The organism is Hoeflea sp. AS60 (genome assembly GCF_038900115.1).
Taxonomy (GTDB): Bacteria; Pseudomonadota; Alphaproteobacteria; order Rhizobiales; family Rhizobiaceae; genus Hoeflea.
Window position 1 is genome coordinate 1,520,933 of the sequence record NZ_JBBMQP010000001.1, and the last position, 25,597, is coordinate 1,546,529.

At 57.2% G+C, this 25,597-nt stretch carries 23 protein-coding genes and 2 tRNA genes; 14 read left to right on the plus strand and 11 right to left on the minus strand.

Features of this window, described 5'->3' with window-relative positions:
- Positions 1-44 precede the first annotated feature (44 nt).
- The 3 genes from WNZ14_RS06995 to WNZ14_RS07005 all read left to right on the plus strand — a co-directional run bounded on the left by WNZ14_RS06995 (position 45) and on the right by WNZ14_RS07005 (position 3,613).
- Positions 45-1,172, plus strand: coding sequence for an aminotransferase class V-fold PLP-dependent enzyme (locus WNZ14_RS06995; protein ID WP_342867856.1), 1,128 nt, complete (start codon positions 45-47; stop codon positions 1,170-1,172).
- A 68-nt stretch (positions 1,173-1,240) separates the two neighbouring features.
- Positions 1,241-1,993: an SDR family NAD(P)-dependent oxidoreductase gene (locus WNZ14_RS07000; protein ID WP_342867857.1), complete on the plus strand. Its 753-nt coding sequence runs from the start codon at positions 1,241-1,243 to the stop codon at positions 1,991-1,993.
- Positions 1,994-2,185: 192 nt separating this feature from the next.
- Entirely contained in the window at positions 2,186-3,613 is a 1,428-nt protein-coding gene (locus WNZ14_RS07005) for a GNAT family N-acetyltransferase (protein ID WP_342867858.1), read from the plus strand.
- 420 nt (positions 3,614-4,033) lie between these two features.
- On the opposite strand, the gene WNZ14_RS07010 is transcribed toward WNZ14_RS07005, so the two are convergent.
- The 10 genes from WNZ14_RS07010 to WNZ14_RS07055 form a co-directional block, all read right to left on the minus strand.
- Positions 4,034-4,417 (minus strand): hypothetical protein, encoded by a 384-nt coding sequence (locus WNZ14_RS07010; RefSeq protein ID WP_342867859.1) that lies wholly within the window; start codon positions 4,415-4,417, stop codon positions 4,034-4,036.
- Positions 4,418-4,638: 221 nt separating this feature from the next.
- Complete coding sequence (locus WNZ14_RS07015) at positions 4,639-5,553, minus strand: ParB N-terminal domain-containing protein (RefSeq protein ID WP_342867860.1); 915 nt, start codon at positions 5,551-5,553, stop codon at positions 4,639-4,641.
- 254 nt (positions 5,554-5,807) lie between these two features.
- Positions 5,808-6,428 (minus strand): recombinase family protein, encoded by a 621-nt coding sequence (locus WNZ14_RS07020; protein ID WP_342867861.1) that lies wholly within the window; start codon positions 6,426-6,428, stop codon positions 5,808-5,810.
- A 394-nt stretch (positions 6,429-6,822) separates the two neighbouring features.
- Positions 6,823-7,566: an HIRAN domain-containing protein gene (locus tag WNZ14_RS07025; RefSeq protein ID WP_342867862.1), complete on the minus strand. Its 744-nt coding sequence runs from the start codon at positions 7,564-7,566 to the stop codon at positions 6,823-6,825.
- Positions 7,559-8,512, minus strand: coding sequence for a HipA domain-containing protein (locus WNZ14_RS07030; RefSeq protein WP_342867863.1), 954 nt, complete (start codon positions 8,510-8,512; stop codon positions 7,559-7,561). Before WNZ14_RS07030 ends, WNZ14_RS07025 begins: the two co-directional genes overlap by 8 nt.
- Positions 8,513-8,536: 24 nt before the next feature.
- Complete coding sequence (locus tag WNZ14_RS07035) at positions 8,537-10,012, minus strand: restriction endonuclease subunit S (RefSeq protein WP_342867864.1); 1,476 nt, start codon at positions 10,010-10,012, stop codon at positions 8,537-8,539.
- Positions 10,009-11,472 carry an N-6 DNA methylase gene (locus WNZ14_RS07040; RefSeq protein ID WP_342867865.1) on the minus strand — a complete coding sequence of 488 codons (1,464 nt, stop codon included), beginning with the start codon at positions 11,470-11,472 and terminating at the stop codon, positions 10,009-10,011. Before WNZ14_RS07040 ends, WNZ14_RS07035 begins: the two co-directional genes overlap by 4 nt.
- 63 nt (positions 11,473-11,535) lie before the next feature.
- A complete protein-coding gene (gene hsdR / locus WNZ14_RS07045; RefSeq protein ID WP_342867866.1) occupies positions 11,536-14,949 on the minus strand; it encodes a type I restriction-modification system endonuclease in 3,414 nt (1,137 codons plus the stop codon).
- Positions 14,950-15,020: 71 nt separating this feature from the next.
- Positions 15,021-16,709: a site-specific integrase gene (locus tag WNZ14_RS07050; protein ID WP_342867867.1), complete on the minus strand. Its 1,689-nt coding sequence runs from the start codon at positions 16,707-16,709 to the stop codon at positions 15,021-15,023.
- Between the two features lie 93 nt (positions 16,710-16,802).
- Positions 16,803-16,877, minus strand: a tRNA-Thr gene (locus WNZ14_RS07055).
- A 389-nt stretch (positions 16,878-17,266) separates the two neighbouring features.
- Here WNZ14_RS07055 and WNZ14_RS07060 point away from each other — a divergent pair.
- The 10 genes from WNZ14_RS07060 (at position 17,267) to WNZ14_RS07105 (ending at position 23,249) form a co-directional block, all read left to right on the plus strand.
- On the plus strand, positions 17,267-17,491 hold the full coding sequence (locus tag WNZ14_RS07060; RefSeq protein ID WP_342867868.1) for a hypothetical protein: 225 nt from the start codon (positions 17,267-17,269) through the stop codon (positions 17,489-17,491).
- 116 nt (positions 17,492-17,607) lie between these two features.
- Positions 17,608-18,897, plus strand: coding sequence for a UDP-N-acetylglucosamine 1-carboxyvinyltransferase (gene murA, locus WNZ14_RS07065; protein ID WP_342867869.1), 1,290 nt, complete (start codon positions 17,608-17,610; stop codon positions 18,895-18,897).
- Positions 18,898-19,061: 164 nt separating this feature from the next.
- Positions 19,062-19,499 carry a DUF2948 family protein gene (locus WNZ14_RS07070; protein WP_342867870.1) on the plus strand — a complete coding sequence of 146 codons (438 nt, stop codon included), beginning with the start codon at positions 19,062-19,064 and terminating at the stop codon, positions 19,497-19,499.
- Positions 19,500-19,556: 57 nt separating this feature from the next.
- Entirely contained in the window at positions 19,557-20,876 is a 1,320-nt protein-coding gene (gene hisD, locus WNZ14_RS07075) for a histidinol dehydrogenase (RefSeq protein ID WP_342867871.1), read from the plus strand.
- 5 nt (positions 20,877-20,881) lie between these two features.
- Positions 20,882-21,358, plus strand: a complete 477-nt coding sequence (locus WNZ14_RS07080) for a UPF0262 family protein (protein ID WP_342867872.1) — start codon at positions 20,882-20,884, stop codon at positions 21,356-21,358.
- 8 nt (positions 21,359-21,366) lie between these two features.
- Positions 21,367-21,852 carry a low molecular weight phosphatase family protein gene (locus WNZ14_RS07085; protein WP_342867873.1) on the plus strand — a complete coding sequence of 162 codons (486 nt, stop codon included), beginning with the start codon at positions 21,367-21,369 and terminating at the stop codon, positions 21,850-21,852.
- A 102-nt stretch (positions 21,853-21,954) separates the two neighbouring features.
- Positions 21,955-22,173 carry a translation initiation factor IF-1 gene (gene infA / locus WNZ14_RS07090; RefSeq protein ID WP_004435948.1) on the plus strand — a complete coding sequence of 73 codons (219 nt, stop codon included), beginning with the start codon at positions 21,955-21,957 and terminating at the stop codon, positions 22,171-22,173.
- Between the two features lie 22 nt (positions 22,174-22,195).
- Positions 22,196-22,816 (plus strand): Maf-like protein, encoded by a 621-nt coding sequence (locus WNZ14_RS07095; RefSeq protein ID WP_342867874.1) that lies wholly within the window; start codon positions 22,196-22,198, stop codon positions 22,814-22,816.
- Positions 22,817-22,820: 4 nt separating this feature from the next.
- Positions 22,821-23,021: a DNA gyrase inhibitor YacG gene (gene yacG, locus WNZ14_RS07100; RefSeq protein WP_342867875.1), complete on the plus strand. Its 201-nt coding sequence runs from the start codon at positions 22,821-22,823 to the stop codon at positions 23,019-23,021.
- Between the two features lie 152 nt (positions 23,022-23,173).
- A tRNA-Phe gene (locus tag WNZ14_RS07105) sits at positions 23,174-23,249 on the plus strand.
- 260 nt (positions 23,250-23,509) lie between these two features.
- Here WNZ14_RS07105 and WNZ14_RS07110 read toward each other — a convergent pair.
- Positions 23,510-24,343: a GntR family transcriptional regulator gene (locus WNZ14_RS07110; protein WP_342867876.1), complete on the minus strand. Its 834-nt coding sequence runs from the start codon at positions 24,341-24,343 to the stop codon at positions 23,510-23,512.
- A gap of 241 nt (positions 24,344-24,584) precedes the next feature.
- Between WNZ14_RS07110 and WNZ14_RS07115 the strand changes: the two genes are divergently transcribed.
- On the plus strand, positions 24,585-25,586 hold the full coding sequence (locus WNZ14_RS07115; protein WP_342867877.1) for a zinc-binding dehydrogenase: 1,002 nt from the start codon (positions 24,585-24,587) through the stop codon (positions 25,584-25,586).
- Positions 25,587-25,597 lie beyond the last annotated feature (11 nt).

Genomic DNA, 25,597 nt, shown 5'->3' on the forward strand with positions numbered 1-25,597 from the left:
TGTGCCTGAGCGGGCATTGCGAAAGAGGAGTTGAGGACATGAACATGACAGCGTCACCCGTGGATCCCGATGGTCTTATGGAATTTTCGGTGGTCTTTACCGATCGCTCGCTCAATCACATGTCGAGGACGTTTCAAGGCGTCATGAACGATCTCCACGCCATGCTCTGTGATGTCTATCAGGCGGACGCGGCTGTCATCGTGCCGGGTGGCGGAACCTTTGGCATGGAGGCCGTGGCCCGCCAGTTTGCCACCGACCAGAAGGTGATGGTCATCCGCAATGGCTGGTTTTCCTATCGCTGGACCCAGATCTTCGAGGCAGGCGAGATTCCATCCGAAACGACCGTTCTCAAAGCCTCGCAAGTCGGCAATGAAAGCACCTCGGCCTTTGCGCCGCAATCGATTGACGTGATCACCGCCAAGATCCGTGAAGAGCGCCCGAGCATTGTCTTTGCCCCTCATGTGGAAACGTCGTCGGGCGTCATCCTTCCCGATGATTATCTCAAGGCTATCGCCGAAGCGGCCCATGATGTCGGTGCGCTGTTCGCGCTCGATTGCATCGCCTCTGGATGTATCTGGGTCGACATGAAGGCAACTGGCGTTGATGTCCTGATCTCCGCCCCGCAAAAGGGCTGGAGCGCTTCGCCCTCAGCCGGACTTGTGATGCTGAGCGCCCGCGCACTTGAGCGGTTGGCTGACACCAAGAGTTCAAGTTTCGCCGTGGACTTGCGCAAATGGCACGACATCATGCAGGCCTATGTCGGTGGCGGCCACGCCTACCACTCGACCATGCCGACCGACGCCCTGGTGGTGTTTCGCGACAGGATGATCGAAACCCGTGACTTTGGCTTCGAGCTGGCTCGCGAACGTCAATGGGAGCTTGGCCGCAAGGTCCGTGCTTTGCTGGCCGAAAACGGATTTAAGTCTGTTGCAGCTCCGGGCTTCGAGGCGCCTGGCGTTGTTGTGAGCTACACCAAGGATCCCGAGTTCCAGAACGGCAAGAAATTCATGGCCGAGGGCATGCAGATTGCAGCCGGCGTGCCGCTGATGTGCGACGAACCCGCTGATTTCCGCACCTTCCGCATCGGCCTGTTCGGCCTCGACAAGCTTGGCGATGTCGACGGCACCGTGGCCAAGCTCGACACCGTCCTCGACAAGCTCGCCGACAGCTGACGCCAAACCGCCTCTAAAAGGTGGGCGGGGCAGGCTGACTGAAAACATCGAAGTGAGACAGGGAAGACATGTCGGAAAAAGTGGCTTTGGTGACGGGTGCTGCACGCGGCATCGGCTTGGCGACCACGCAGCTGTTCAATGAACAGGGCTGGCGCGTGGCGATGGTTGATCGCGATGGCGACGAGTTGCACAAGGTGGCCGCCGGTCTCAACGAGGCCAGCGCCTTCGTCCACGATGTCTCCATCCCCAATCAAGTCGACGACATGGTGCAATCGGTTATCAGCAGCTTTGGCCGCATTGATGCCGTCGTGAACAATGCCGGTGTCGCCGATTTCGGCCCAATCGAAGCCACAGATTTCGCCCGCTGGCGCGCAGTGATGGCGACCAATCTCGACGGCGTCTTTCTCGTCTCCCAAGCGACCATTCCGGCCTTGCGGGAAACCCGTGGAGCCCTGGTCAACATCGCGTCGATCTCGGGCCTGCGCGCTTCAACCTTGCGGGTTGCCTACGGCACCTCCAAGGCAGCCGTGATCCATCTGACCAAGCAGCAGGCCGCAGAGCTCGGCGAATACGGCATCCGGGCCAACTGCGTCTGCCCCGGCCCGGTCCGCACCAAGCTCGCCATGGCCGTGCACACGCCCGAGATCATCGCCGCCTACCACGATGCCATCCCGCTCAACCGCTACGGATCCGAGCGCGAAATCGCCGAAGTGATCACCTTCCTCTGCTCGGACAAAGCCAGCTATGTCACAGGCCAGGTGATTGCGTCTGACGGAGGCTTCGAAAGCACCGGAGTCGGCCTACCGGCGCTTCGGACTTAGGAATACTTCGGATGCATACGCCGCGATCGGTGTTGGTACATTGTCTAATGGTCTTAGCTATCGGTGATCTTCTAGATCTAAAGCCGCACAGAGCGCCTCGTGTCGTTCAGCATTCTCGTGTCTGACCCTGAAACCCGTTGGAGCATCATATATATTTGGAATTACACCTAAAAATTGTGTAGTACATATTTCATGATCAATAGCAGACGATCAAAAGCAATATCGCAGATAGTAACGGCATTTTTGACCGACGGCGAAAGCGATAGAGTCGATTTTAAGCGAACACCAGACGGTGTGGCTGTGGACGACTTTGTTGCGTTTGCAAACACCAGTGCGGGCGGTACAATCCTAGTTGGGATTGATGAAAAGCAGGGACCAGACGGTACACAGGTTGGTGTTATTGTGGGTTGCGATGTCAGCGATGAGGCGATTCTAAAAATTACCAACAAAGCTTTGAGCTGCATCCCGCCCGTTGCCATCGAGGTGAGAACTGAAAATCTCGCCAAGAGACCGTTTCTTAGGGTAGATGTGCCGCCCAGCGCGACCAGGCCTCATTGTACACCGAGAGGTCTATACTGCAAACGTGACGGGAGTAGGAATCGACCCCTACAACCACCCGAACTGCTGCGAATTTTTCTTGAGACAGAGGCGAGCACATTTGCTGAGCGGTTCGAGTCCGCTGCCGGGCGAATTGCTACAGATCTCAAAAATCTGGAGATTTCCCTAGATGCCAGCATAGAAAGAATGGCGGATCAGTTGGGCTGGACCGATATGCAGCTTGGCGAAACGGAAAGCACTCTCAATACAATACAATCACTTGTGTTGCGCGTTTCCAACGAGACTAACGACATTTCCGCGAGGCTGAGGGCGTTGTTCAGGCAGGATAAACGTGAAGATCCGATCCGAGAACGCGAGCGAAAGAAACTACTGCTGGAGCTGGTTGAGCAGGTCTTGAAAGATGACGAACTTCTTAGGCATGTGGTCGCCGGTGGTCGCTTGACTGCCAACGCTTCAGGCAAAGCCGCACTTGAATTGACGGAGAAGGAAGCTGGTGAGGTGCTCAAGGACGCCTTAGAGCGAATTCGTGCACAAGCTGATCTGAACAAGTATTCAGTCGTCATCACGGCTCCTAATAAATGCTCGGGATCCGAGCTCGATCAGTTCGCGGCTCTCGTCATAGTGGGCGGTGAAGTCACTGAGGGTATACAAGCGCGGCTGAAAAGCGCGTATCGACTGGGCTTTGTTGTCTATGAAGGTGAGGTTGTGGGAACAGCGGCGATCAAAAAGCCGCTCGTTTCTTACCGGCGTAAGGTCTTCGCTAATGCGCAGAGCAATCTTGACCCTTCAGATTTTCCGTACGAGTTGGGATGGATTTATCTCCACGAACAGCATCGAAGAAAAGGCCAAATTAGCCGATTGCTTGAAGAGATGATGCCACTGACAAAAAACAAGGCGGTGTTCTCAACAACTCGAAGCGACAATGCGATAATGCAGGAGCTTTTGAAGCAGTTGGAATTCAGAAAAGAGGGAGTCTCGTATAAGTCGGCGCAACAGCTCGGTAAAACAATTGATCTGTTCGTAAGGCCGGATGGGAGTAAAGATGGGCCGGATAAGAGATAGTGCATTGCCTTGGCGCAGGGCTATCAGTTTAATCAAAAAAGCAATTGAACAAATGGATTTAAAGCGGCAATTCTTACTATTCCATTCAACTTCCCAGCCAGCTTAGAGTGAAGTGTAATAAACTGGTGCTGCCGGAGAGATTCGAAAACTCTCGTCAACAGAGCTAAAGCCTTTAAAACCAATGACTTGTGGTCGCTGTCCCGTCGCTCAATGTAGCAGTTCGCTGTAACAGTTTCAACGCAATGCATGATGGAAAATGTGGGCTGACAGAAGTGGGTAGTTAGGCTGACAAATATCTGTTCGTGCAGGAGAGTTAGACAGGCCACCCAGCTGATCCGGTGAGCCGGGGCAGTCCAAGCAGACAACATTAGCGTCGTTTGCTGAAGTGCCCCGGCTCACCACTGAGCGGGGTTACGGCTTTCAGGTAGGGTGGGGGCCCTTCAGTCGTTCGTGCGCATTTTTGGCGTCTACCGCAACAGAATGCGGGCGGTGCCTAACGGTGTGGGGCAATCGCAAATCGCTTTCCGCCACGTCGATTACAGCCCATGCCGCCAGCGTTCTGTCCTGCATAAAAGCTGAGATCATGCCGGGTTGGTCGAGGGCTTTGCGGATCACATGCGCGGCCTCCTGAGGATCGTGGCCCTGCTTGATAAGTTCTCGGCAGATAACCGGAATGGCGCTGTTGGTCCTTTTGCGGTTCTTTCTGTTTGTGCGGTCGATGGTCGTGCCGCTTTCCAAATGTGTGACGATATGAGAGCCGATCAACTCGAGTGTGTTGATGGCGGTAATAAGGGTGGGAATCATGATTTCCTTGGGTAGCTCGGAAAAGGTCGGGCGTCGCCCGTTGGGAGATGGCGCATCTGTTGAGTAGACACGCGGAGACGCCCGGGGCGGTGACCCCGGGACGTGATGGTATTGAGGAAGGGAATGGCGGGAGGTTCGTTGTCAGCCCGAACGCGACTTAGCAGCTAGGGACTGTCGAATGCGCCAAGAACCGTCCATAATGGACATGTAGGCGTGGACAGTTAATAGTCGCTCTCGGCGGCTTCTTGGATATCCCAGTGCTGGCGGAGAGTTGCTGCCTCCGCAAATTCAGAGGACAGACTGGTAACCGTTGCCCGAAAGGAATCGTCCCATGCATCGGACTGCATCAGGCAACCCGGGAGACGATCATCCAGCTGCGATAGCGCAAGTGCGAAGGCGTCAGTATCGGTAAAAGCCTTGTGACCAACTGCCTTTATGATGCCTCGGCGGTAACGTTCCGCACGTTTTCGCATTGCGTCATCCGGATCGAAATCCATATCTCTTTCCTTGCCTGCTGCCTCCATCTGCGCGTCAAGCCAACTGAGTTCACTTAGGGTGCCCATTGTGTTCTCGGGGCTCAATTGGAGTTTTGCCTTTGCGCTTCGCATATTTCCCAAGGTCCCGTTCGAAACAGCACAGGCCTTTGCGATGCGGGCTTTCGAGAGGGAGGAGACAATGACCAGCCTCCACGCGTAATTGAGCTTGTCTTCCGTGCGCATCACAAGACGGTCTTTGGAATTCGAAGCGGCACTGTGCGCCATCGCTTCATCTAGGGTTCCCTCGAAGACGGTTACGGGCAGTCCCTGGGTAACCCGGACTTTCTTGTATGCTTTCAGGCGATGGTGGCCGTCGATTACGTACCAGCGGTCTCCGGCCCACCAGACAGTGATAGGATCGAGGTGGGTGGGGCGTTGTGGTGTTCCCACTGCCACGGCAAGGGTTTTGAGATGGGCTACGTCTTCGGCAATCCGTCCTTCCAGTTGCCTTGGTTGGAATACTGCAGCTTCTACCGAAATCTCGGGGTAATCTAATGTGGTCGGCGTCTCCCCGGGGTACGTGGTGCCGTGGGTTCGGAGGTTGCCGCTGATGGCAGCAAGCTTTTCGATAAGGGAGTTATCTTGGTCGAAATTGGACATGGTTATTCCTTGCCGCGCTGTGCGGCTGATAGGGCAACCTTAATGGCTGCCGCTTGTTGGCGGGAAGTAAGGGGCGCACAAAGCCCGGCCCGGCACGAGGAGCCGTAGCCAATATGGTATGTGCTTTACTAGGCTCTATCGCAGCTTTGGAATTGAGCGGCGTTGGATCCGCCAACCCTCTTACCTCGGGCTCGAGCCTTGTAGCGGTGTGCTGTACTGGGCCCAATCATCAGCTCTCCCAATTCTGCATCCCGTCAGCCGTCCTCGGTCACCCTCTTGGACAGCCGGGATAGGGTCGAGCGACTGCATCCGGTGGCGGCGATGATGCTGCTCCACGTCTGTCCAGCCCTGAGCATCCCAAGGATCGCCGTGTTGCGTTTGGTGTCCTCAGGTCTCCCCCGGTAGACCCCGGCTTCCTTGGCCTTGGCAATGCCCTGTGCCTGTCGGCGGCGGCGGTCGGTGAAGTCCTTACGGGCGAAGGCGGCAAGCATGTCCAGCATCATACCGTTGACGGCCTCAACCATCCTGGAGGCAATGTCGTCGCGGTCTGCCGTCGCCATCATCCAGCTTGTGGGGAGGTCCAGAGCCACAACACGGACACGCTTGGAAGCGATGAGGGTCTTGAGGGTCTCCCAGTCTTCAGAGTTCAAGCGGGATAGCCGGTCCACCTGCTCCACCAGCAACACATCCCCCGGTTGGCAATCCTCAAGAAGCCGGAACAACTCGGGACGCTTGAGGGAAGCCCCGCTTTCGTTCTCCGTATAGGTGGCAGCGATGGTCAGGCCACGTTCTGCGGCGAAGGCGAAGAGGTCATCCTTGGCGCGGCTTGCGTCTTGATCTTTTGTCGAGGCTCTCAGGTAAGCGCGAATGAACATGTGGAACCCTCCAGTTCGATTTAGGTGGTTCTTTTATGTATGGTTCGTTATGGGTTGTCAAATTGAGTTATGGAACCGGCGTCGCCGTGGTTCTCTTGGGGTATACCCTAATGAGCGCCCTGTCGGTTGATGAGAATGCCTGCCATTACTAGGGCTGGACCAGATACTCGGAGACCCCCACGGGGGGAACTGGGAGATGTGGGTCTATCAATATGCCTTTACAAATTTTTCGCCTAAAATGTTCCGGCTTACCCCGCTATGGCTAATCTTCCGAGAAGGAGTCTTAATCCTGCCGCTGGGCCTGAATGGGTGCAGTGTGGGCGGGTATCGCCGCCTCTGTCCACCTTGGCAACGCCGCAATCTCCTGAACTATCTAATCTGGGTGGCGGGGCGCTCAGGCTGCGACTGTTTCTTCCTTGGCGGCAACCCTCACGAAGAGATAGACACGCGGATATCCGGGCTTGCCATTCAAGCGTTCAATTGTTGCGAGCACTCGATTTTCCCGTACCCAGACAAGAAAGGACTTGGCCTGAAAGCGATTGATGTATCCAATCTTTTGGTCAAGCTGCATCACAGCGACCGCATTTGCATCGTTCGGATTAAGCGGTTCAGCACATAGCTGGACCTGACTACCGAGGCCGTCGCTCAAGTCGCATTCGGCAGAGTAGTAACGATGTCCAACGACCTCGATCAAGAGCTCACGGGGCGACCAAGTCTGATCCAGCGGATCAACCAGAGAAAAGCCGTCGCTCGGCAGCTTGGCTTCCGTCATTGCAAGCAATGCGAAATCCGATATCTGCAAACCGGGCGCGAGGTGAAAATGTTGTCGATATTGTTCAAAATCCTTGCGGCTCCGGGGCGGCAATCTGCGCAGGAAAGCGTCTAGTACGCCGTCGGTATGTACTGTTCGCGTCGGGTCGAACGCAGGGTACTGCCTGAAACCTATAGCGCGAATCGAAGCGAGCGACGTGCCGTTCAGAGCTTCAAACTCGTCCGCGTCGAAGTAACGAAACAGCGGATAACTTTCGTTCCTCAATTCACCCACCGCGAAACGTGTGCGTGTCGCATTGTCGTCGAGAGATTGCCAAGTCAGGAGCAATCGCTTTGGTTCGACGATATTTTGGATCACGTTAGTCATGTGGTTCACATAGGGCGGTTAGAAGGTCGCGTCGACGTATCAATAGCGAACGAAGGAAGCTGGCACGCGGTTCCGAAAACGGAATTGAACAACTGAAGCTGCTACACCAAAGCAGGACATCTGAAATCGCTTCGTCTGTGAATCGAATCATAAATTCATCGAGAAGGCCAGTAGGATTGTAGGAATTTATGAACATTTCACAGAGTTCAAGATGTCGGCTGCCTTTTGCATCTGTTCCACCCCAGCCACAGTGATGCCGGCCACGACGAATATAGGCATCAAAATCACTCAGGCGGGACAAATGCTCGTCTGTTTCACCGTAGCTTAGGCTTGAGCCGTTATCAAACAGCGGTGCCATTTGAAATAGGAAGTTGTCTCCAGCCACTGGCCTGCCCAGAAACCCCCAATTATCCGGATGACGGTCAACATTGCCAAGAAGAGCGTCGAACAAGAAAGCCCGCGCCCACCACTCTTTAGGACTGTCGATTCCCATAGCCCGCGCCAGGGTCAAGTTCTGACGCACGGAATGGGGGCGTCCGCGCTTGCGGTCGTAGTCACCCTTCAGCCATGCATGAGTGGGGTCGCTTCCTGGTATAAAGCGCCTGGGCTTATCTTCAGCATATCCGTAGAAAAACTCTACCAGTACACCGATCTCTTCCGTCTTGTGGTCGACCGCCAGAAAGCAAGGCGGCACATCAAGCCCCACAACTCGGGAGAGCTCGTAGGCGATCAACTCAGACCAGACTTGCCGCTCCTGCCAACCCGACGGGATTTTGAAGAGATATTTGTGATGAGGCAACAAGAAAGGGAACTGACATTCGTCAGGTGAAATTAATAGCCGCTTCGGTTGCTTGCCTTCCGGATAATAGGGGTTCTCCGGGTCGACCAGCCAGTCAGAAACATCTACGATCTGAGCGGGCAGCTGCCTGTTCCTATGCCTTGCCATTCGCAGCTTGCCTTTGTTTCGGAATCACATTCCCCGTCCCCGTTTGCCCTTCGGTGCAGCCGCCCGTTCGGCCTTGATGTGCTCCAGCAGTATGCTGGCGGGTTCATCATTGGGGTCCTGGGGCACAAGTTGGCCCTTGAAGGCCTTGGCGAGGATTGCCTCGTCCAGCTTGCGCACCAGCTCCAGCGCCCGTTTGGCGTCAGCTGCCAGCCGGTCGATTTTCTGGAAGGCACTCTCGATGCAGCGGACGATTTCGTGCTGCTCATCCAAGGGTGCTAGGCAAATGTGCATGGCACGAACTTCGGGAAAATATATGGTTGTATGCGTGGTCCCTTTGCCGAAGTCCCGTATGTCGTCGCCTTCCGCCATCAGCGCATACATGAGGAACTTGGGAGAAAGGGCTTCAGTGCATGTCCAAGTCACGAAATCCTGACTTGTCGCCATCGGCTTGCCCAACATCGTCACATACCCAACGGACGCGGTTCGGGATAAGCAAACCGTGCCTTCAGGAAGCAATCTCGCTGCCGAGTTGGCAAGTCCATCCTCATTGGTTGTCTGGAAAGTTTCGAAGATCGTCTGACCATGATGTGCGCCAGCGTCTTTGATCCCAATCCACGGAACATCGCCATCCCACCACTCGGGATGTGATCGGCTAGGCGTATGGCCAGTCTCTTGCCGTGCAACGCGATTCAAATTCACCCAAGACCAGTAAGGTGGCGCTGGAACATTCGGTGGATTTACCGACAAGGCCGCTTTGCCTTGTATGACGGTCTCAGTCGCTATTCGGCCACCTCTTGGTTGTTTCGGTTCGGGAGTTCGGTCGATCAGCTGGGCCGCAGATTCGAGTTGCACTCTTTCTGATCGCCAGTCTGAAGTCAGTTTTCCTTTGTATGCAGACCGGAGCACCGCCTGTTTGTAGCGGGTGACGAGGGTGTCGATGCGGGCGAGATCGGTGCGGGCGCGGGCGGATTTCGTGGCCAGTGCGTCCAGCTTGGCGACAATGCGCTTCTGCTCGGCAAGGGGTGGGAGGGGAAAACTAGCTTCAGCTAGTTTGCTTCCGGATAGCTCCAGAAACGTTGTGCCGCTAGCTAGGCTTTCCAAATACGGCTTCGACCAGATCAGATACTTTCTGGTGTACTCGGGTGAAATCCCGCAAGATAACGTGAGGCTTTTGAAGCCTTGATTTGTTGCAATCTCGGAAGATGCGATTGCGCAATAACCAATAGGCGCTCGAGACGTAAAAAGCACAGCTTTTTTAGGTAGAATTTTCGCTGATGACGATTTGTATCCCTTCTCTGAAAGGTTTCGGCGACCATGACTGATATAGGCGCTCTCGTAGCCGGTCAGATCAGCTGGCGTTATCCAAGGGATGCCCCCTTCTGCAGAGAAATTCTTCTCGTCTTTTGCCGACGGCGTCCCGCCTCCTGTGATGATGGCAACGTCACCAAACACGCTCCAATCCCAATTGTTGGGTAGGCTCCAAAGACCCGAGGCACTCATTCTGCTGCCTCCGGGGCGTCGACCGGCACCGTCTCTTCCAGCTCCGCACTTAGCGCTTCGATCTCCAGTATGGCCGCCTGAAGGTGCCCTAAAATCGCCGCCGCGATGTCGTCAGGTTCGATCAAGCCTTCCTCGGCTTCTTCTTCCAGTTCACGCAGCCAGGAGATGTCGAGATTGTCACCCCGAGCAGCAATCTCTTCGCGGGTGAAGCAGCGCCAGCGGCCCTCTTCGCCCTGATCCTCTCCGCGCTCAGCGCCATTCGCATCAGTCCCGAAGACCTTTTCGAAGTCCTCGAAGTGTGCGTCCGTCAGCTGGTTGGTCTTGCCGAATTTCGGCATTTGGGCGCGAAGATCGTAGATCCAGACATCATCAGTGTTGCCGTTCTCGGTCTTGCCACGAGTCAGGAAAATCACGTTTGTCTTAACGCCCTGCGCATAGAAAATGCCGGTGGGCAGCCTGAGGATGGTGTGCAGGTCGCACCAATCCATCATCATCCGCCGCAGTTCCTTGCCGCGTCCGTCCTCGAACAGCACATTGTCAGGCACCACAATCGCCGCCCGACCACCGGGCTTCAGCGCCCTGGTGCAATGCTCGACAAATGGCAGCTGATAAGAGGAGACAGTGGCCGTCACCGACAGGTCATCCCGCGTCGGCGCACCACCCGCCGGACCGAAGGGCGGGTTGGTCAGGATCAGGTCAGCCTTGCCCAAGCCCTTGCCCTTGTCTGACAGGGTGTCGCCCAGATCCACATGGTCGCTGTCGAGATCATGCAGGTACAGGTTCATCAGGAGAAGCCGTAGGGTGCCAGGCACATTCTCCATGCCGTGGATGGCCTGATGCTTCTGGAATTCCTGCTCTTTTGGAGCAAGATCGAAATATCCGTCAGTTGCCTTGCGCATCTGCTTGTCGGCGGCAATTAGGAAGCCCCCGGTTCCCGCTGCCGGGTCCTGGATCACTTCACCGGGCTTCGGCTTCATCAGCCGCACCAACAGTTCGATCAGGACACGTGGAGTAAAATACTGACCAGCTCCACGCTTGGTTTCCTCGGCGTTCTTCTGCAGCAGTCCTTCATAGAGATCGCCAAACTGGTCGCGCTCCTCGGAGAACCAGTCGAGCTCGTCAATGGCGGTCACCAGCGTCGTCAGGTTCTGCGGTTCGCGGATGAAGGTGGAGGCATTGTCGAAGATCGCTTGCACCATGCGCGGCAGGCCGCCTTCCGGATCACCCAGCGCGGTGAGCGCATTGCGATAGAGCTTGAGCTTGTGCAATGGTTCGGCCTTGACCAGCGCCGCCCAGCGGTACTCCGGGGGAATGTTGCCTTCCTCGCGGTTCCGCTCCGCCATCATCTTCAGGAACAGCAGGTAGGTCAGCTCAGTGACATATTGCTGATAGGTGATGCCGTCCTTGCGCAAAACGGTGCAGAGACGCCAGAGTTTCTGGATGATGGCATTGGCATTCATGAGTGGGTCATTTCCTGATCGAGTAAGTTTGTTTTGCTTCTAACCTGATTCCGCCTTGATTGCTCATGCGGCTGGTGTCCCCCAGATGGCTTCATTGAACTGCATGAGCACCGCATCCAGCTCGCCGTCAAACTCTGCCGAGATGCGGGTAAATCCGCCTTTGTCCGCAAAGACGCCCTGATCCAGCAGCGAGGGGTCCGCGACAGGCTTGTCCTTCAAAGCCCGGCCAATGCGCCTAAGCCAGTCCTTCTGCTTCTTTGTCCAGGCTCTGGAATCCTCGATCTTCCTGATCGAATCCTCCACCCGAGTGGCATAGGGCACCAGAGGATCACCGAGGGCAGCCTGACGGACAAAGCCAATGATGTGGGCTGCGATGTCAGAATTTCGCGCCTTGCCGTAGGCCGCCCGGAGCATGGATTCGGAATAGTTCTTCTCGTCCAGCAGACCGGCCAGTTCCGACAGTTCCTTCCGGGTCAACTCCCGGGGACGTTGGGTGACCGCAATGAGGGCAGGAACCGAGTTCATGTTCTCCCTCACGTAGCGCTCGAAGCCCTCGATGTAATCCTCAGGCGTGGTGTTCTTGCCGAATATCTCCTCAATGCGAAGCAGCTCATCCTCGTGGTTCGAGATGACAACACCGTCGCCCGGCCTCTTCACCGTGACAGGCTTACGTTCCAGCAGTTCGACAGAACGCGGATGATCCTTCATCCATGCTTCGAGTTCTGCTCCCGATTTTGTGGCCAGCGACTGCACGGCAGCTTCCGGGCTCTGCCCGGTGTGGCGTTCGAAGCTCTCTCGGGTTTCCTCGTCCATATTCTTGGCAAGGTTGCGCATCCGGACCACCAGCTGACCGGCAACCCAGTCCTTGTCCTCAGTGTCTACGGCCTGAGTGAGGTCTGCCACCAGTTGCCCAAGCGAGATGTTCGGTTTTACCACCACCGGACGCATGTCCGACATTTCCTGAAGTTCGGCGTATAGATCGACAGCGTCAAAGATCCGAAAGTGCTGTTTGCCGATCTCTGGGCACAGCCGGGTGGCCCGTCCGATCATCTGGTCATAAAGAATGCGGCTCTTTATCCTGCGCAGGAAAACCAGATTGCAGATTGTCGGCACATCGACGCCCGTGGTGAGCAAATCCACCGTCACCACATATTTGGGATAGGGATCGTTCTTGAATTTGAGGATCCAATCCTGGGTATGGTCGACGCTGCCGGTGATCTTCATCACCATGTTGTGCGGGATGGCGTCCTTACCGTATTCGTCCTGCAGTTCCTCGGTCAGCAAACGCACGACATCGTCTGCATGGGTATCGCGAGCCGCAAAGATCAGCGTCTTGCCCGGGCTGTCCGGTGGTATCTCGGTGGCTAATGCCCGGCATACGACCTTGTTAAAGGCCTCTGAATAGACCCGTTTGTTGAAGGTCGCGAGATCATAGTCGAGCTCGACATCATCCGGCAGCGCGAAGAGATCAATCTGCCCGGTTTTGCGGTCAACGATCTCGACTTCCTCGCCGCCCTCGAAGTGGATCCCGGCTTCCGCAAGTGCTGTGGTGATGCGCCTCGGCGGCAGGTGATCATTGAGATAGCCTTCGACGACGGCCTGACGATAGCCGTAGTGATACACTGGGTGACCGAAGATCTCCCGCGTGTGCAGGGCAGGGGTCGCCGTCAGCGCAACCTTGACCGCATCGAAGTAGTCGAGAATCTGACGGTAGGCCGACTGATAATCATCCAGGTTCCGAAAGCCGATGTCGGTTTCCCTGAGTTCAGCATCCAGTGTGTAACCCCGGTGGGCCTCATCCACGATGATGCAGTCGAAAGTACCGGGTGTGGGGCGCTTGGTGACATCAGGCTCATTCAGAATCCGGGCTATGAGCGACTGCACCGTTGCGACCTGTACCTGATCTTCCGGCTCCGGCATCTTCTGCCCCAGACCAGCGACCTTGTAGATCTGGGCGAAGTTCAGAAGTCCTTCGAGCTCGGTGGTGTCGAGCGCGTCCTCGGTCTGCTTCCCAAGGGCCTTGCGATCCACCAGGAAGAGGATGCGGCGGAACCGCTTGTGCTTGAGCAGCCGGTACATCAGCGCAATGCTGGTTCGGGTTTTTCCGGTGCCGGTGGCCATCGAGATCAGAACATCCCTCTGCCCTGCCTCGATTGACTTCTCAATGGCTTCGACGGCATCTTCCTGGTAGGGCCGCAACTTGCCCTTGCCGAAGCTCTCTTCCGCGAGGCCTTGCACCGCCGCATCAACATCAGTTTCCAGCTTGTCCAGAAGGTCCTTGGGTGAGAACCACTGCAGCAGTGCCAGCGCCTGATTGGTCGAGCGCCGGACATCGCGATACCAGATGCCGGACTTGGTTTTCCACTGGCGGACGAAGGGACGCCCATTGGTGGCGAAGACGAATGGAACGCGGTACGGATCATCTAGCCCGTGTCTCCATGGGGCGTCCGGATGCGCCTCGTCGTCAGTCAATCGGATGGATTGGGCGTAACGCTCAGCCTGTATCAAGGTTGAAGGGACATCCACCGACTCCCGCTTTGCTTCAATGACGCCTACGCAAGTCAGCCCCACAAACAGCGCGTAGTCGACCGGGCCGGTTGCGGTCGGCCACTCCGCGATTGCCATGTTGTGCCCGATCTCGGGGCGAGTGCCCTTGGAATGCCGAAGCTCCTTGGTGTCTGCTTCCCAGCCCATATCCATCAGCTGGACATCGATCAGAAGCCGAGTATCTGCCTCGTCCAGCTCGAGACGGCTGGCTGCTTCCCTAGCTGCCTGCTTGAACTCAAGCTTCAGTTGCTCGGGTTCCGACTGGGCCTGTTTCTGAAGTTCGGCGAGCTTCTTGGCAAGCTCGACCTGGTTGGCCTCCAGCTCAAGAGCTGACTGCTCCCAGACGGCGCTTTCCTCAACCGACTGCCGTGCAAGTTCTTCAGCTGCCTCTCGGGCCTTGGCTTGTTCCTCGGCAGAGGCCTGAGCCGCCGACAGCTGTGTCTCTGCCTCAAGCACCTTCTTGCGCAAGGCTTCCAGTTCAGCTCGGGTCGTGTCGTCAGCCTGTACCGAGTCTCTTGGCGGAACGAAGGGGCCAGGCTTGAAACCGGGATCGCGCCCGTAGGTCCGGCGATACCAGACACCAAGGGTCCGGCAGAACTTCAGCGCCGCGAGGGCATCCGATGGCGTTCCGGAGAAGTCGTGAGTTGCTTCATTCCCCTTCTTGCGAACGGCATGGAATACATCGACTACCTCGCGCGGCAGAACTTGCTCGGCAGACAGTCGACGCAAAAGATCATTGGTGCCTTCGCGTTTCGCTGGATCATAGCTGCCCGAGAGCGCCGCGATCTCCTTGACCATATATTCCGCGAACTGTCGGCTCTTGATCAGCGATGTATTGGCATCATCTGCGAAGAACCGCTCTGCCAAAACGCCAAGGCGATGCAACTCGCTGCTGAGAGGCTCAAGGTGGTCAAAGTTCATAGAGCGCATGAAGCTGCCAATTCACAAAAGAACTATCGTTACAATTGCTAAGGCATACACGCCGAACATACAACCTGAGCCTAATCGGGTTTCAGATGCGACAGATCCAAGCCCGGATATTCTAATTTCTCCATTGCCTCTGCGAGCCGTTGCAAGCTGAAGCCGCTCCCGTAGCGAGCCGCCATGCCGCCCTCGGTATGACCCTGCAGTGCGTTCATAAGTTCAGATGAAATCCCGCTGTCGCGACAGGCATCCTCAAAGCTGTGGCGGAAGCTGTGAAATGCGTTCTTTTGAGTCTTAGCACCGACCCCTTTCAGTAGGTTACGAAACTTGCTCGAATACGGGGATGAATAATAGCCGTCCTTTCCCTTCGGCATCTCTGGGAAAAGGCGTTTTTGCTGCTTCTCTCGGCGGGTCTGAATGAGCCGGGGCAACCCGAGCTCCTTCAGTATAGGATGGACAGGAATGAACCGGTGCGATGTCGTAGTCTTGAGCCTCTGATCATCACCATCATCGGTCAACTCAAAGCGAAGTATTCCGTTTTCCTCGACAATGTCCGATGTGTAGAGCTGAATGATCTCTCCTGACCTTGCTCCGGTAAACAGCGCTATCAGGGGCACCCAGAAGAGGCCGATGTCGCGCGGAGTAATGCTGCCCGGTGTCCCCCAACTTCGTCTGGACCGGCAGCCAATGTATAGGGGTGCACTGAATATGGACTTGAGTTCACCCGGAGTGAACTTGTCGCGCTCATCTCGCGCCTTGCCACTCTTCTGCAACTTCATGCTGTCGAACGGATTGCTCGTCACGCCATCATAATGTGCTTTCGCCCAATTCCAGAAAGCTCCGACGAAGCCAATGATCTTGTTGATGTTGGAAATGGACATGGGGGGCAATTGAAGCGCAGCGGCCTTGGTCGCGGCTTCATTAATGCGCATGTCCTTCAGATCTGGATGACCGGTCCAGTTAGCTGGAAGCGCCATCAGAGTTTCCTTGAAACTCCTTCCATCAGCCTTGTTGTATGCTTCAAGGGGCTTGTCACCGGCGATTATCACGAACCGGTCCGCCCATATCCGGTGTGCGTCAGCCGTCTTTGGTACCCACGAAGTCCGGCTCTTCTCCTCGATCCATTTGTTTATTGCTTGAGATAAGAGAGGGGTTTCGGCGGGTATGGCTTGCGAGACAGATCGAATGACTGGCGTGTCAATGACGTCCCCCGCGTTACGAGCGCATTTTGCTTTATGGGCTCTCACAGTTGCAGATTGTAGTTCGCGGATCAGCCGGGGCCAACTCGGAGAACTCGGGGCAATTTTCAGATCGACATTGGTCCAGGTCAGCACTTCGGCAGCTTCGTCAGTGAAGAACGTGTCCTGAATGCCACGGGCCAGATTGTGCCGATTAACATCGGCAAGCGCGTCGACCTCCTCACTATGCTCCTCAAACGAACGGTCATCGAAGCCCGCAAGACGCAATTCCTCATCCTCATCTAGGAGGTGAGCGTAATAAGCTTCACTTATGTGGGAGAGCTGTGCTGCTGTGAGTTCGGCTAGCGCCGGTTCGGGCTCCCGTGTAAGCCTATGCCGATGTGCATCGAAGAGGCGATCTACCCTTGCAGCTTCAATGCGAACCATTCGGACGGCTTCCCGGAAATCTTTCGTTCTGAGCGAGATCGTTTCCTCGGCCTTGGGGTAGGTAACTTTGATGTCGGCGGGTATCGCTGCGCGGTGATAGAAGGTCGCGCCGCGACGAAAAAGACGGGGGTGGTTTGCCATTGCTTCCATCGCTCCACTGTAACAGTGTAATGGAACAGCAGGAAGGATTTTGCCTTCTAAACCAACAAGTTATTGAAATCATACGCTTGAAACTGGTGCTGCCGGAGAGATTCGAACTCTCGACCTCTCCCTTACCAAGGGAGTGCTCTACCCCTGAGCTACGGCAGCCCTTTGCTTCAGTTCCCGATCAGCGGCGAGACCGGAGATTGTCTCCGCAAGCCGCTGTCTGTGTCACGCTCTCGATTTGAACGAAAGGCCGTAAACGACTGAAGCGGCCCGCTATTGCCACAGCTTGGACAGGAGTGCAAGCGCAAACGGGCGATTGGCGTGACAAGTTTCAAAAAGCCCGGAAACGGCCGGACTCACCCACCGCAAAACAGCGCTCCGCTCACCTGCGGAGAGCTCAGGGCTTTCCCGCGAAGTGGTTATACCGGGTGAGTCTCCGCGAAGAAACTGTGCCTGATGATCTCTCACGGGCCAGCGGCCAAGCCGTGATCGCAGGCAGGTGCCCGCTGGATCTTCACCTGGGCGTGATTTTGCGCTATCGGTCCCGTGTCATGACCGAGAAAACATCCACAGACACCGGGACGACTCAGCGCAAGGCGGAAGTCGAGCGTCAGGCCGCAAAGCGCGCCCAGCGCAGCGCCGAGCAGTTGCGCGCCAATCTGCAGCGCCGCAAGGCGCAGGTCCGTGCCCGTCGCGAAGGTGGTGCTGATGAGACAGACGGCCTGCCTGCGTCCGGCAGTCGTGGTGACATGGGCGGTTCCGGGGACGGGGATTAACTGCAAGCCCGTCCTTGTGTTGCCGCATTCCCGTTGATGGTCTAAACAGCCCACCAGATATTTTTCAGGGCTTGCCGCCGGGTAACCGGCGCAGCCCGAAACTCCAAGAGGACAGCATGGATCGCATCAGGATCGTTGGCGGCAATCCGCTCAATGGCGTCATTCCGATTTCCGGCGCGAAGAACGCAGCTCTGCCGCTGATGATCGCCTCGCTCTTGACCGATGACACGCTGACGCTGGAAAACCTTCCGCATCTTGCCGATGTCGAGCAGCTGCAGCGCATTCTCGGCAATCATGGCGTCGATATTGCCGTTGTCGGTCGCCGTGAGCGCCAGGACACTGCTTATGCCCGCACGGTGCATTTCACAGCCCGCACCATTGTCGATACCACGGCACCTTATGAGCTTGTCTCCAAGATGCGCGCCAGCTTCTGGGTCATCGGTCCGCTTCTCGCCCGCATGGGCGAGGCCAAGGTTTCGTTGCCCGGCGGTTGCGCCATCGGCACCCGGCCGGTCGATCTGTTCATTGACGGCCTTCAGCATCTGGGCGTCGAGATCAACATCGAGAACGGCTACATCAATGCACGCGCCCCCAAGGGCCTGATTGGCGGTCGCTACGTATTCCCGAAAGTCTCGGTCGGCGCCACCCACGTGATGCTGATGTCCGCAACGCTGGCCAAGGGCCAGACGGTGATCGAGAACGCCGCGCGCGAGCCTGAAGTTGTTGATCTTGCCAACTGCCTGATCGCAATGGGCGCGAAAATCTCCGGCGCCGGCACCTCGACCATCACCATTGATGGCGTTGCCTCGCTCTCAGGCGCCCGTCACCGGGTTCTGCCGGACAGGATCGAAACCGGCACCTATGCCATGGCGGTTGCCATGACCGGCGGCAATGTGCTGCTCGAGAACACATCAGAAGCGTTGCTTGAAAACGCATTGCTGGCGCTGCGCCGCACCGGTGTCGAGATCACCCCGGAGGCCGGCGGCATTCGCGTTCGCCGTAATGGCGGCGACATTCTGCCGGTTGATGTGACGACAGATCCATTCCCGGGCTTCCCCACCGATCTGCAGGCGCAGTTCATGGGCCTGATGACCCGTGCCAACGGCATCTCGCATATCACCGAGACCATCTTCGAGAACCGCTTCATGCATGTCCAGGAACTGGCCCGCCTTGGCGCCAAGATCTCATTGTCGGGACAGACAGCGACCGTCACCGGAGTCCCGTTGCTGCGCGGTGCGCCGGTGATGGCAACCGATCTGCGCGCCTCCGTATCACTTGTCATCGCAGGCCTCGCGGCCGAGGGCGAGACGGTGGTCAACCGGGTCTACCATCTCGACCGTGGGTTTGAGCGGCTGGAAGAAAAGCTTACAAATTGCGGGGCCATCGTCGAGCGCATCAGTGAGTAAATCCCGAATGTCGGGCTGATGTGTGCGCAGAAGCTGAAGTAACCGCGTGTTTCGGAAGCTACGGGCTACTGCTCATTGCGCTTTGACCCCGGCGCACCTACCTTGCAGTGCAGCACCTGCTTTGCGGCGGGGTGAGCCCTGAATGAAGCCATATCGAGGTACCCATGGACAGTCTGAAACTGATCGCGCTTGACGAAGCAGACCTCGCTGTGATCTCCGCCTGCCTGCAGGATGCCGTCTTCAAGACCGGCGATACGCAGTTTCTCGGCAAGGACGGCGTTTTCACGCTTGAGGCCAACCGGTTTGTCTGGGAAGAGGGCAGGGACAAGAAAACCTTCGAACGCCGCCGTGCCCTGTTGGTGCTCAAGCAGGTCCGCGCGGTCAAGTCGCTTGGGGTCAAGCCGAAAGACACCGACGCGGTTCATTCGCTGCTGGCCTTGCGGTTTCTGGCGGGCGACGAAGCACCTGCCGGTGTGATCGAACTGGTTTTATCCGGCGGCGCGGTGATCCATTTGGATGTCGCCTGCATAGAAATACAGCTTGCCGATGTTGCCGGCGGCTGGGAAACGAAATTCAAGCCGCGCCATCCGCTGGGTGGCTAATACGGTCTGCATGCAGGCCCGCGGACGATGATGAAGACATGATGTAGGGGCAGAAAATTGGTATTGAGGCTTGATTACCGGCAGTCGGATTTTGAAAGCCGGTTTGCCGCTTTCCTGACAACCAAGCGTGAAGTGTCCGTGGACGTCGAGGCTGATGTGCGCGCAATCATCGCCGAAATACGGGCACGCGGCGATGCGGCACTGCACGATTTCAGCCAGCGCTTTGACGGTATCGACACGCGTACGCTCGGTCTTGCCGTGACCGCGGACGAGATCGAGGCCGCTTTTCAGGCGACAGACCCGAAGATCATTTCAGCGCTTGAACTGGCGCATGACCGCATCGCTAGCCATCACAAGCGGCAGATGCCGAAAGACGATAGCTATGTCGACGCGCTTGGCGTGGAACTCGGCTCGCGCTGGACGGCGATTGAAGCCGTCGGCCTTTATGTTCCAGGTGGCACGGCGAGCTATCCGAGCTCGGTGCTGATGAATGCCGTGCCTGCCAAGGTGGCAGGGGTCGAGCGGATCGTCATGGTGGTGCCGGCACGCGATGGCGCGCTCAACCCCGTGGTGCTGGCAGCCGCCCGCATCGCCGGTGTCAGCGAGATCTACCGTATCGGCGGCGCCCAGGCGATTGCAGCACTCGCCTATGGCACCGAGACCATCCGCCCTGTCGCCAAGATCGTCGGCCCTGGCAATGCCTGGGTGGCAGCCGCCAAGCGCCAGGTCTTCGGCACCGTCGGCATCGACATGATTGCCGGACCATCTGAAGTGCTGGTGATGGCCGATCCCGACAACAATCCCGACTGGATCGCCGCCGATCTTTTGGCACAGGCAGAACATGACGTTGGCGCACAATCGATTCTGATGACCCGCGACGAAGCCTTCGGTGAGGCGGTGATCGCCGCTGTTGACCGCCAGCTCGCAACGCTGAGCCGTGCGGAGACAGCGCGCAAGAGCTGGGCCGATTTCGGCGCTGTGATTGTCGTGCGGGACTGGGAGGCGGCGCTGCCGCTCGCCAACCGGATTGCTGCCGAACACCTGGAAATAGCCACCGGTGACGCTGAGGCACTGGCCGCCCGGGTCCGCAATGCCGGCGCTATCTTCATCGGCCGCCACACGCCTGAAGTGATCGGCGATTATGTCGGCGGGTCCAACCACGTGCTTCCCACGGCGCGCTCGGCGCGGTTTTCCTCCGGTCTTTCCGTGCTCGACTATGTCAAGCGCACCTCGATTCTCAAGCTCGGTGCTGAGCAGTTGCAGTCACTCGGCCCTGCTGCCATAACATTGGCGCAGGCGGAGGGGCTTGATGCCCATGCGCGTTCGGTGTCGATCAGGATGAACCAGCGTGACGAAGGGCTGGATGAGGGGCTGTAGAAGGGATGACAGCGGCGGACACTCAACGGCTTTCAGATGTTGTGCTCGATGAAACCATCGGCCGCGCAACCCCTGATGTTGAGCATGAGCGCGCTGTGGCCATTTTTGACCTGATCGAGGAAAACAGCTTCGAGCCGGTCGGTCACGACAAAGGCCCCTACAAGCTCAAGCTCTCACTGATTGATTCCAAGCTGGTGTTCTCGATTGCCACGCAAGCCGACGAAGCCGTTTCCACCCACATTCTGTCGCTGACGCCGTTCAGGCGCATCGTCAAAGACTACTTCATGATCTGTGAAAGCTATTACGAGGCCATTCGCTCTTCGACGCCCTCCCAGATCGAAGCGATCGACATGGGCCGGCGCGGCATTCACAATGAAGGCTCGCAAACCCTCATGGACCGGCTGGACGGCAAGATCCGGATGGATTTTGACACCGCCAGACGTCTGTTCACGCTCGTCTGCGTGCTGCACTGGCGCGGATAGAGACCGTCATGGCGGACGACATCGCCCCGGAAGCCGCCAAGACAACCGCCAAGGCAACACCCGGCGCGGTGCTGTTTGTCTGCGGCATGAACGCGATCAGGTCGCCGATGGCCGAGGTCATCGCCCGATCGATCCTGCCGCCGGGCACCTATATCGCCTCTGCCGGCGTGCGTCCGGGTGAACGCGACCCGTTTGTCGACGTGGTTCTGGCCGAGATCGGACTTGATCTGGGCAACCGCCAGCCGCAAACGCTTGATGAGCTTGAAGACGATTATTTCGATGTCATCGTTACACTGGCGCCCGAGGGCCACCACCGCGCATTGGAACTTACCCGCGGCAATGCCGTTGAGGTCATCTACTGGCCGACCCCGGACCCGACGGTGGCGACGGGAACCCGCGAGCGCATTCTCGATGCTTATCGGGAAGTGCGCGACATGCTGAAGCTGCGCATTAGCTCGGGCAAGGGCTGGTCGCGGGGGCCTCCGGGCATGTGAATCAATTTGGTTCACAAAGCGCTCGTCTTTGTGTAGGTTCCGGCCAAATTTCAGGCCCGCGCATTATGCGCCGCCTTTTTTTAAAAGAAAGACAGACACTGAATGGCGAAAGAAGAAGTCCTAGAATTCCCGGGCGTGGTCACCGAACTGCTGCCGAATGCAACCTTTCGGGTGAAGCTCGAGAACGAGCATGAGATCATCGCGCACACGGCAGGCCGCATGCGCAAGAACCGTATCCGCGTGCTTGCAGGCGACAAGGTGCTGGTCGAAATGACCCCATACGATCTGACGAAAGGCCGCATCACCTACCGCTTCAAGTAAGCGCTAGATGTGATGCCACCCCATGGCACGATCGCAAAAACTGATCCTCGCTTCCGGTTCTCCGCGCAGGCTTGAACTGCTCGACCAGGCAGGCATCGCCCCCGACCGGCTGATGCCGATGGATCTCGATGAGACCCCGCAGCGTTCTGAACATCCTCGCTCTCTCGCCCGGCGCCTGTCGCGCGAGAAGGCCGAAGCTGCGCTTGCCCAGACCCGGATCGATCCGGCCTGGAAGGACGCCTATATCCTGGCGGCTGACACTGTGGTTTCCGTCGGTCGCCGCATTTTGCCAAAGGCCGAACAGATCGATGAGGCGTCCAACGCGCTTTATCTGCTGTCGGGCCGCAACCACCGTGTGTTCACTGGCATCTGCCTGGTCACGCCCGGGCACACCATTCGTCAGAAGATCGTCGAGACAAGGGTGCGCTTCAAGCGGCTCTCGAGGATTGAGATCGAAAGTTATCTGGCTTCGGGCCAGTGGCGCGGCAAGGCTGGCGGCTACGCCATCCAGGGGCTGGCCGGAAGCTTCGTGGTCAAGCTTGTCGGCTCCTACACCAACGTCGTGGGACTGCCGCTCAATGAGACCGTTGGCCTGCTCACCGGCGAAGGCTATGATGTCCATTACAAATGGCTTGAGGGCTGAGACAATGAGTGACGGCAAAGTGACCCCTTTGCGCAAGGCGCAGCCATGTCCGGAGTGCGGGCGTTCATCGACGCGTGACAGCTATCCCTTCTGTTCAGAACGCTGCCGTGCGGTCGATCTCAACCGCTGGCTGGTCGGCGGCTACGCTATTCCGGTCACCGAAGTCGAGGACAATCAGGACGAGGATTTCGACGACCGCGGCTGACCTCGGTACCTGTTTTTTCGCGTGTTGGAAAAAACCGCAAAAAGGGTGCTGGACAGTGCCTTTCAAGATGGTATAACGCGCTCGCTTTCGGTGGTGGAAAACTTCTTCGCCGGCAAGCTTCTGGTCCCGCCTTTAAGGCTTACGGACCGGATGCCCGGATAGCTCAGTTGGTAGAGCAGCGGATTGAAAATCCGCGTGTCGGTGGTTCAAATCCGCCTCCGGGCACCATTTTTCCTCAAATATGTGATGATGGTGCAGCCTTCCGCAATTTTGGCGGACTTTGGCATTTTACGGTTCTATCAGTCTGGGTTGGCATCTGCCCTGTCTCAAGCTGTCGGAGAAGCTGATCAGATAATATGTTTGTAGCTCGGCCCCTCAGGGCGCTGCTGCACGCCCGTGTGAGTCTCGCCCGCGGCTAAAGCGGCGCGACATCTTTGAATTAGGCAGCTTTGGCCAGCATGCCTATTTCAAAGGACTGCCGTCACTATTCATCCCGCGCCATTTTCATCAATTGGAAGCGTGTGGCCGAAGCGCGGTGCGAGGCCGCTTTGGATGACCTTCGCCTCAAAGAGGATTGCGTCTCGCACGGCTGCATCGCCGCTTTCGTGATCACCTGCTGCCATCGCGTCAACAACCGCGCGAAGTCGAGCGACAGCCTCTGTTTTCGCTTCTGTTGTAATGTGTGGGAAAAAGTAGAGCAGTTTCATCCGAACAGATGCGTCCTGCGCCTCAAGGAAATATTTCTCGAGGAACCGGTTCTGCGCCTGCCTGGCGATAAAACGGTAGAGTTCGAGCTGGGCGCGAAACGCGCGCTCGACGTCTCCCGCCTCCAACCCGTCCGCATAGTCCTGCAAGAGCTCTTCCAGCCGTTTGCGGTCTGTGCCTCCGTGCATGCAGGCGGCTCGGATCAGTCCCCGGGAAAGCAGGATATAGGTGTCCAGGAAGGCTGCCTGATTGTGGAGCGATAGCGGTGCCACGATCGAGGTCCGGTTTTGAAGAAACTGCACAAACCCTTCTCTCTCAAGCAGTAGCAAGGCCTCGCGAACGGGAGTGCGCGACACGTCGTATGTTTTGGACAGGGCGACTTCATCCAGCGCCGAGCCGGGGTCGATACGCAGCCACTGAATGTCCTCGCGCAGCTTTTCATAGACCAGCAGCGCCCCGCGCCTCTTGCGCAACGGCACTTCGTCCTTGGGTTTCTTGTCAGCGTTCTTCATCTTGGTTTCTTCTTGCATTAAGTTTGTATAATGTGCGACCTTGTTTCCATCAATGAATACGGCTTTCTCGCGGAGGATCAGTGATGGGGCTTTCAGGACCCGCACTGTCGGCTTGTTCGGCCTTAGCACGGGCGTTATCGGTCCCGACAAGGGTCCGCTGTTTTTCAGCGACGTCTCAGGGCTGCTTCAAAATCCTCCGTATCGATCCGTTGTGTCGCGATACCACCATGGCGTTGATCATTCCGGCCGCAGTCGGAATTTCTGCCCGGGAAGCACTACCTCCGATCGCCGGCAGCAGGTCCATACAATTCCAAATTCAGCACAACTCGAGAAATAGGAGATCTGAATGCCTGAAGCAAATTGCGAGTGGGTTATCAACGAATATACCGGGATATCCGGTCTCCAATTGCGCGACTACGCGCCCAAGACCGCAGGGCCAGGCGAGGTTCGTTTGAAAGTCGAGGCCTTTGCCCTGAACTGGGGTGACATGGACCTCATGCAAGGCCGCTACTCATTCAATTTCAGCCAACTGCCAGCGCGCATCGGCTGCGAGGCGGTTGGTATTGTTGATCAGATCGGCGAAGGGGTCACCGGGATCAAACTGGGGGAGCGATACTGCACGCTTCCGTATTTCTATGACATGGAAGGTGTCAGCGGCGACAGCGTCATCAGGGATCCCCGCTACCTGACAAAGGCACCGGAGGGCATGAGTGCGGTCGAAGCCGGATCGATCTGGATGCAGTTCATGACCGCCTATTATCCGATCGCTGAACTGGCCAAGGCAGGCCCCGGCGTCAACATCCTCGTGACCGCGGCGACCAGCACTGCAGGCCATGCCGCCTTGGAAATCGGAAAGCTGAAGGGCGCAACGATGATCGGGACGACCCGTTTCGACCACAACCGTGACTACCTGATGAAGGGTGGCGCAAGCCATGTCTATGTCGGCAACGGCGAGGGACTGGCTGAGGCCGTAAGGGAGGCTACCGGCGGCGTTGGCGTCCATGCTGTCTTCGACTCGGTCGGGGCAGGGATGATCTCGCATTACAGCCAGGCACTGGCAAAGGACGCACAGATATTCTTTTACGGCACTCTCGACGAGAAACTGCCCGAACTGCCGATGATGTATCTCTATCAGGCGAACGCCACCTTTAAGCCCTACTCGCTTTTCAACTACATCGAAGATGCTGACTGGAAGAAGAAGGGCCTCGATTTCGTCTATGCGGCCTTAGCATCCGGCAAAATCGCTCCGACCGTTGATCGCGTCTTCCCGATGGAGGAATTTCGCGAGGCCTGGGACTATCTTCGCGCGCCACGCAAGAACCACGGCAAGGTGATGATCAAGATCTGATTGCCTCTGTA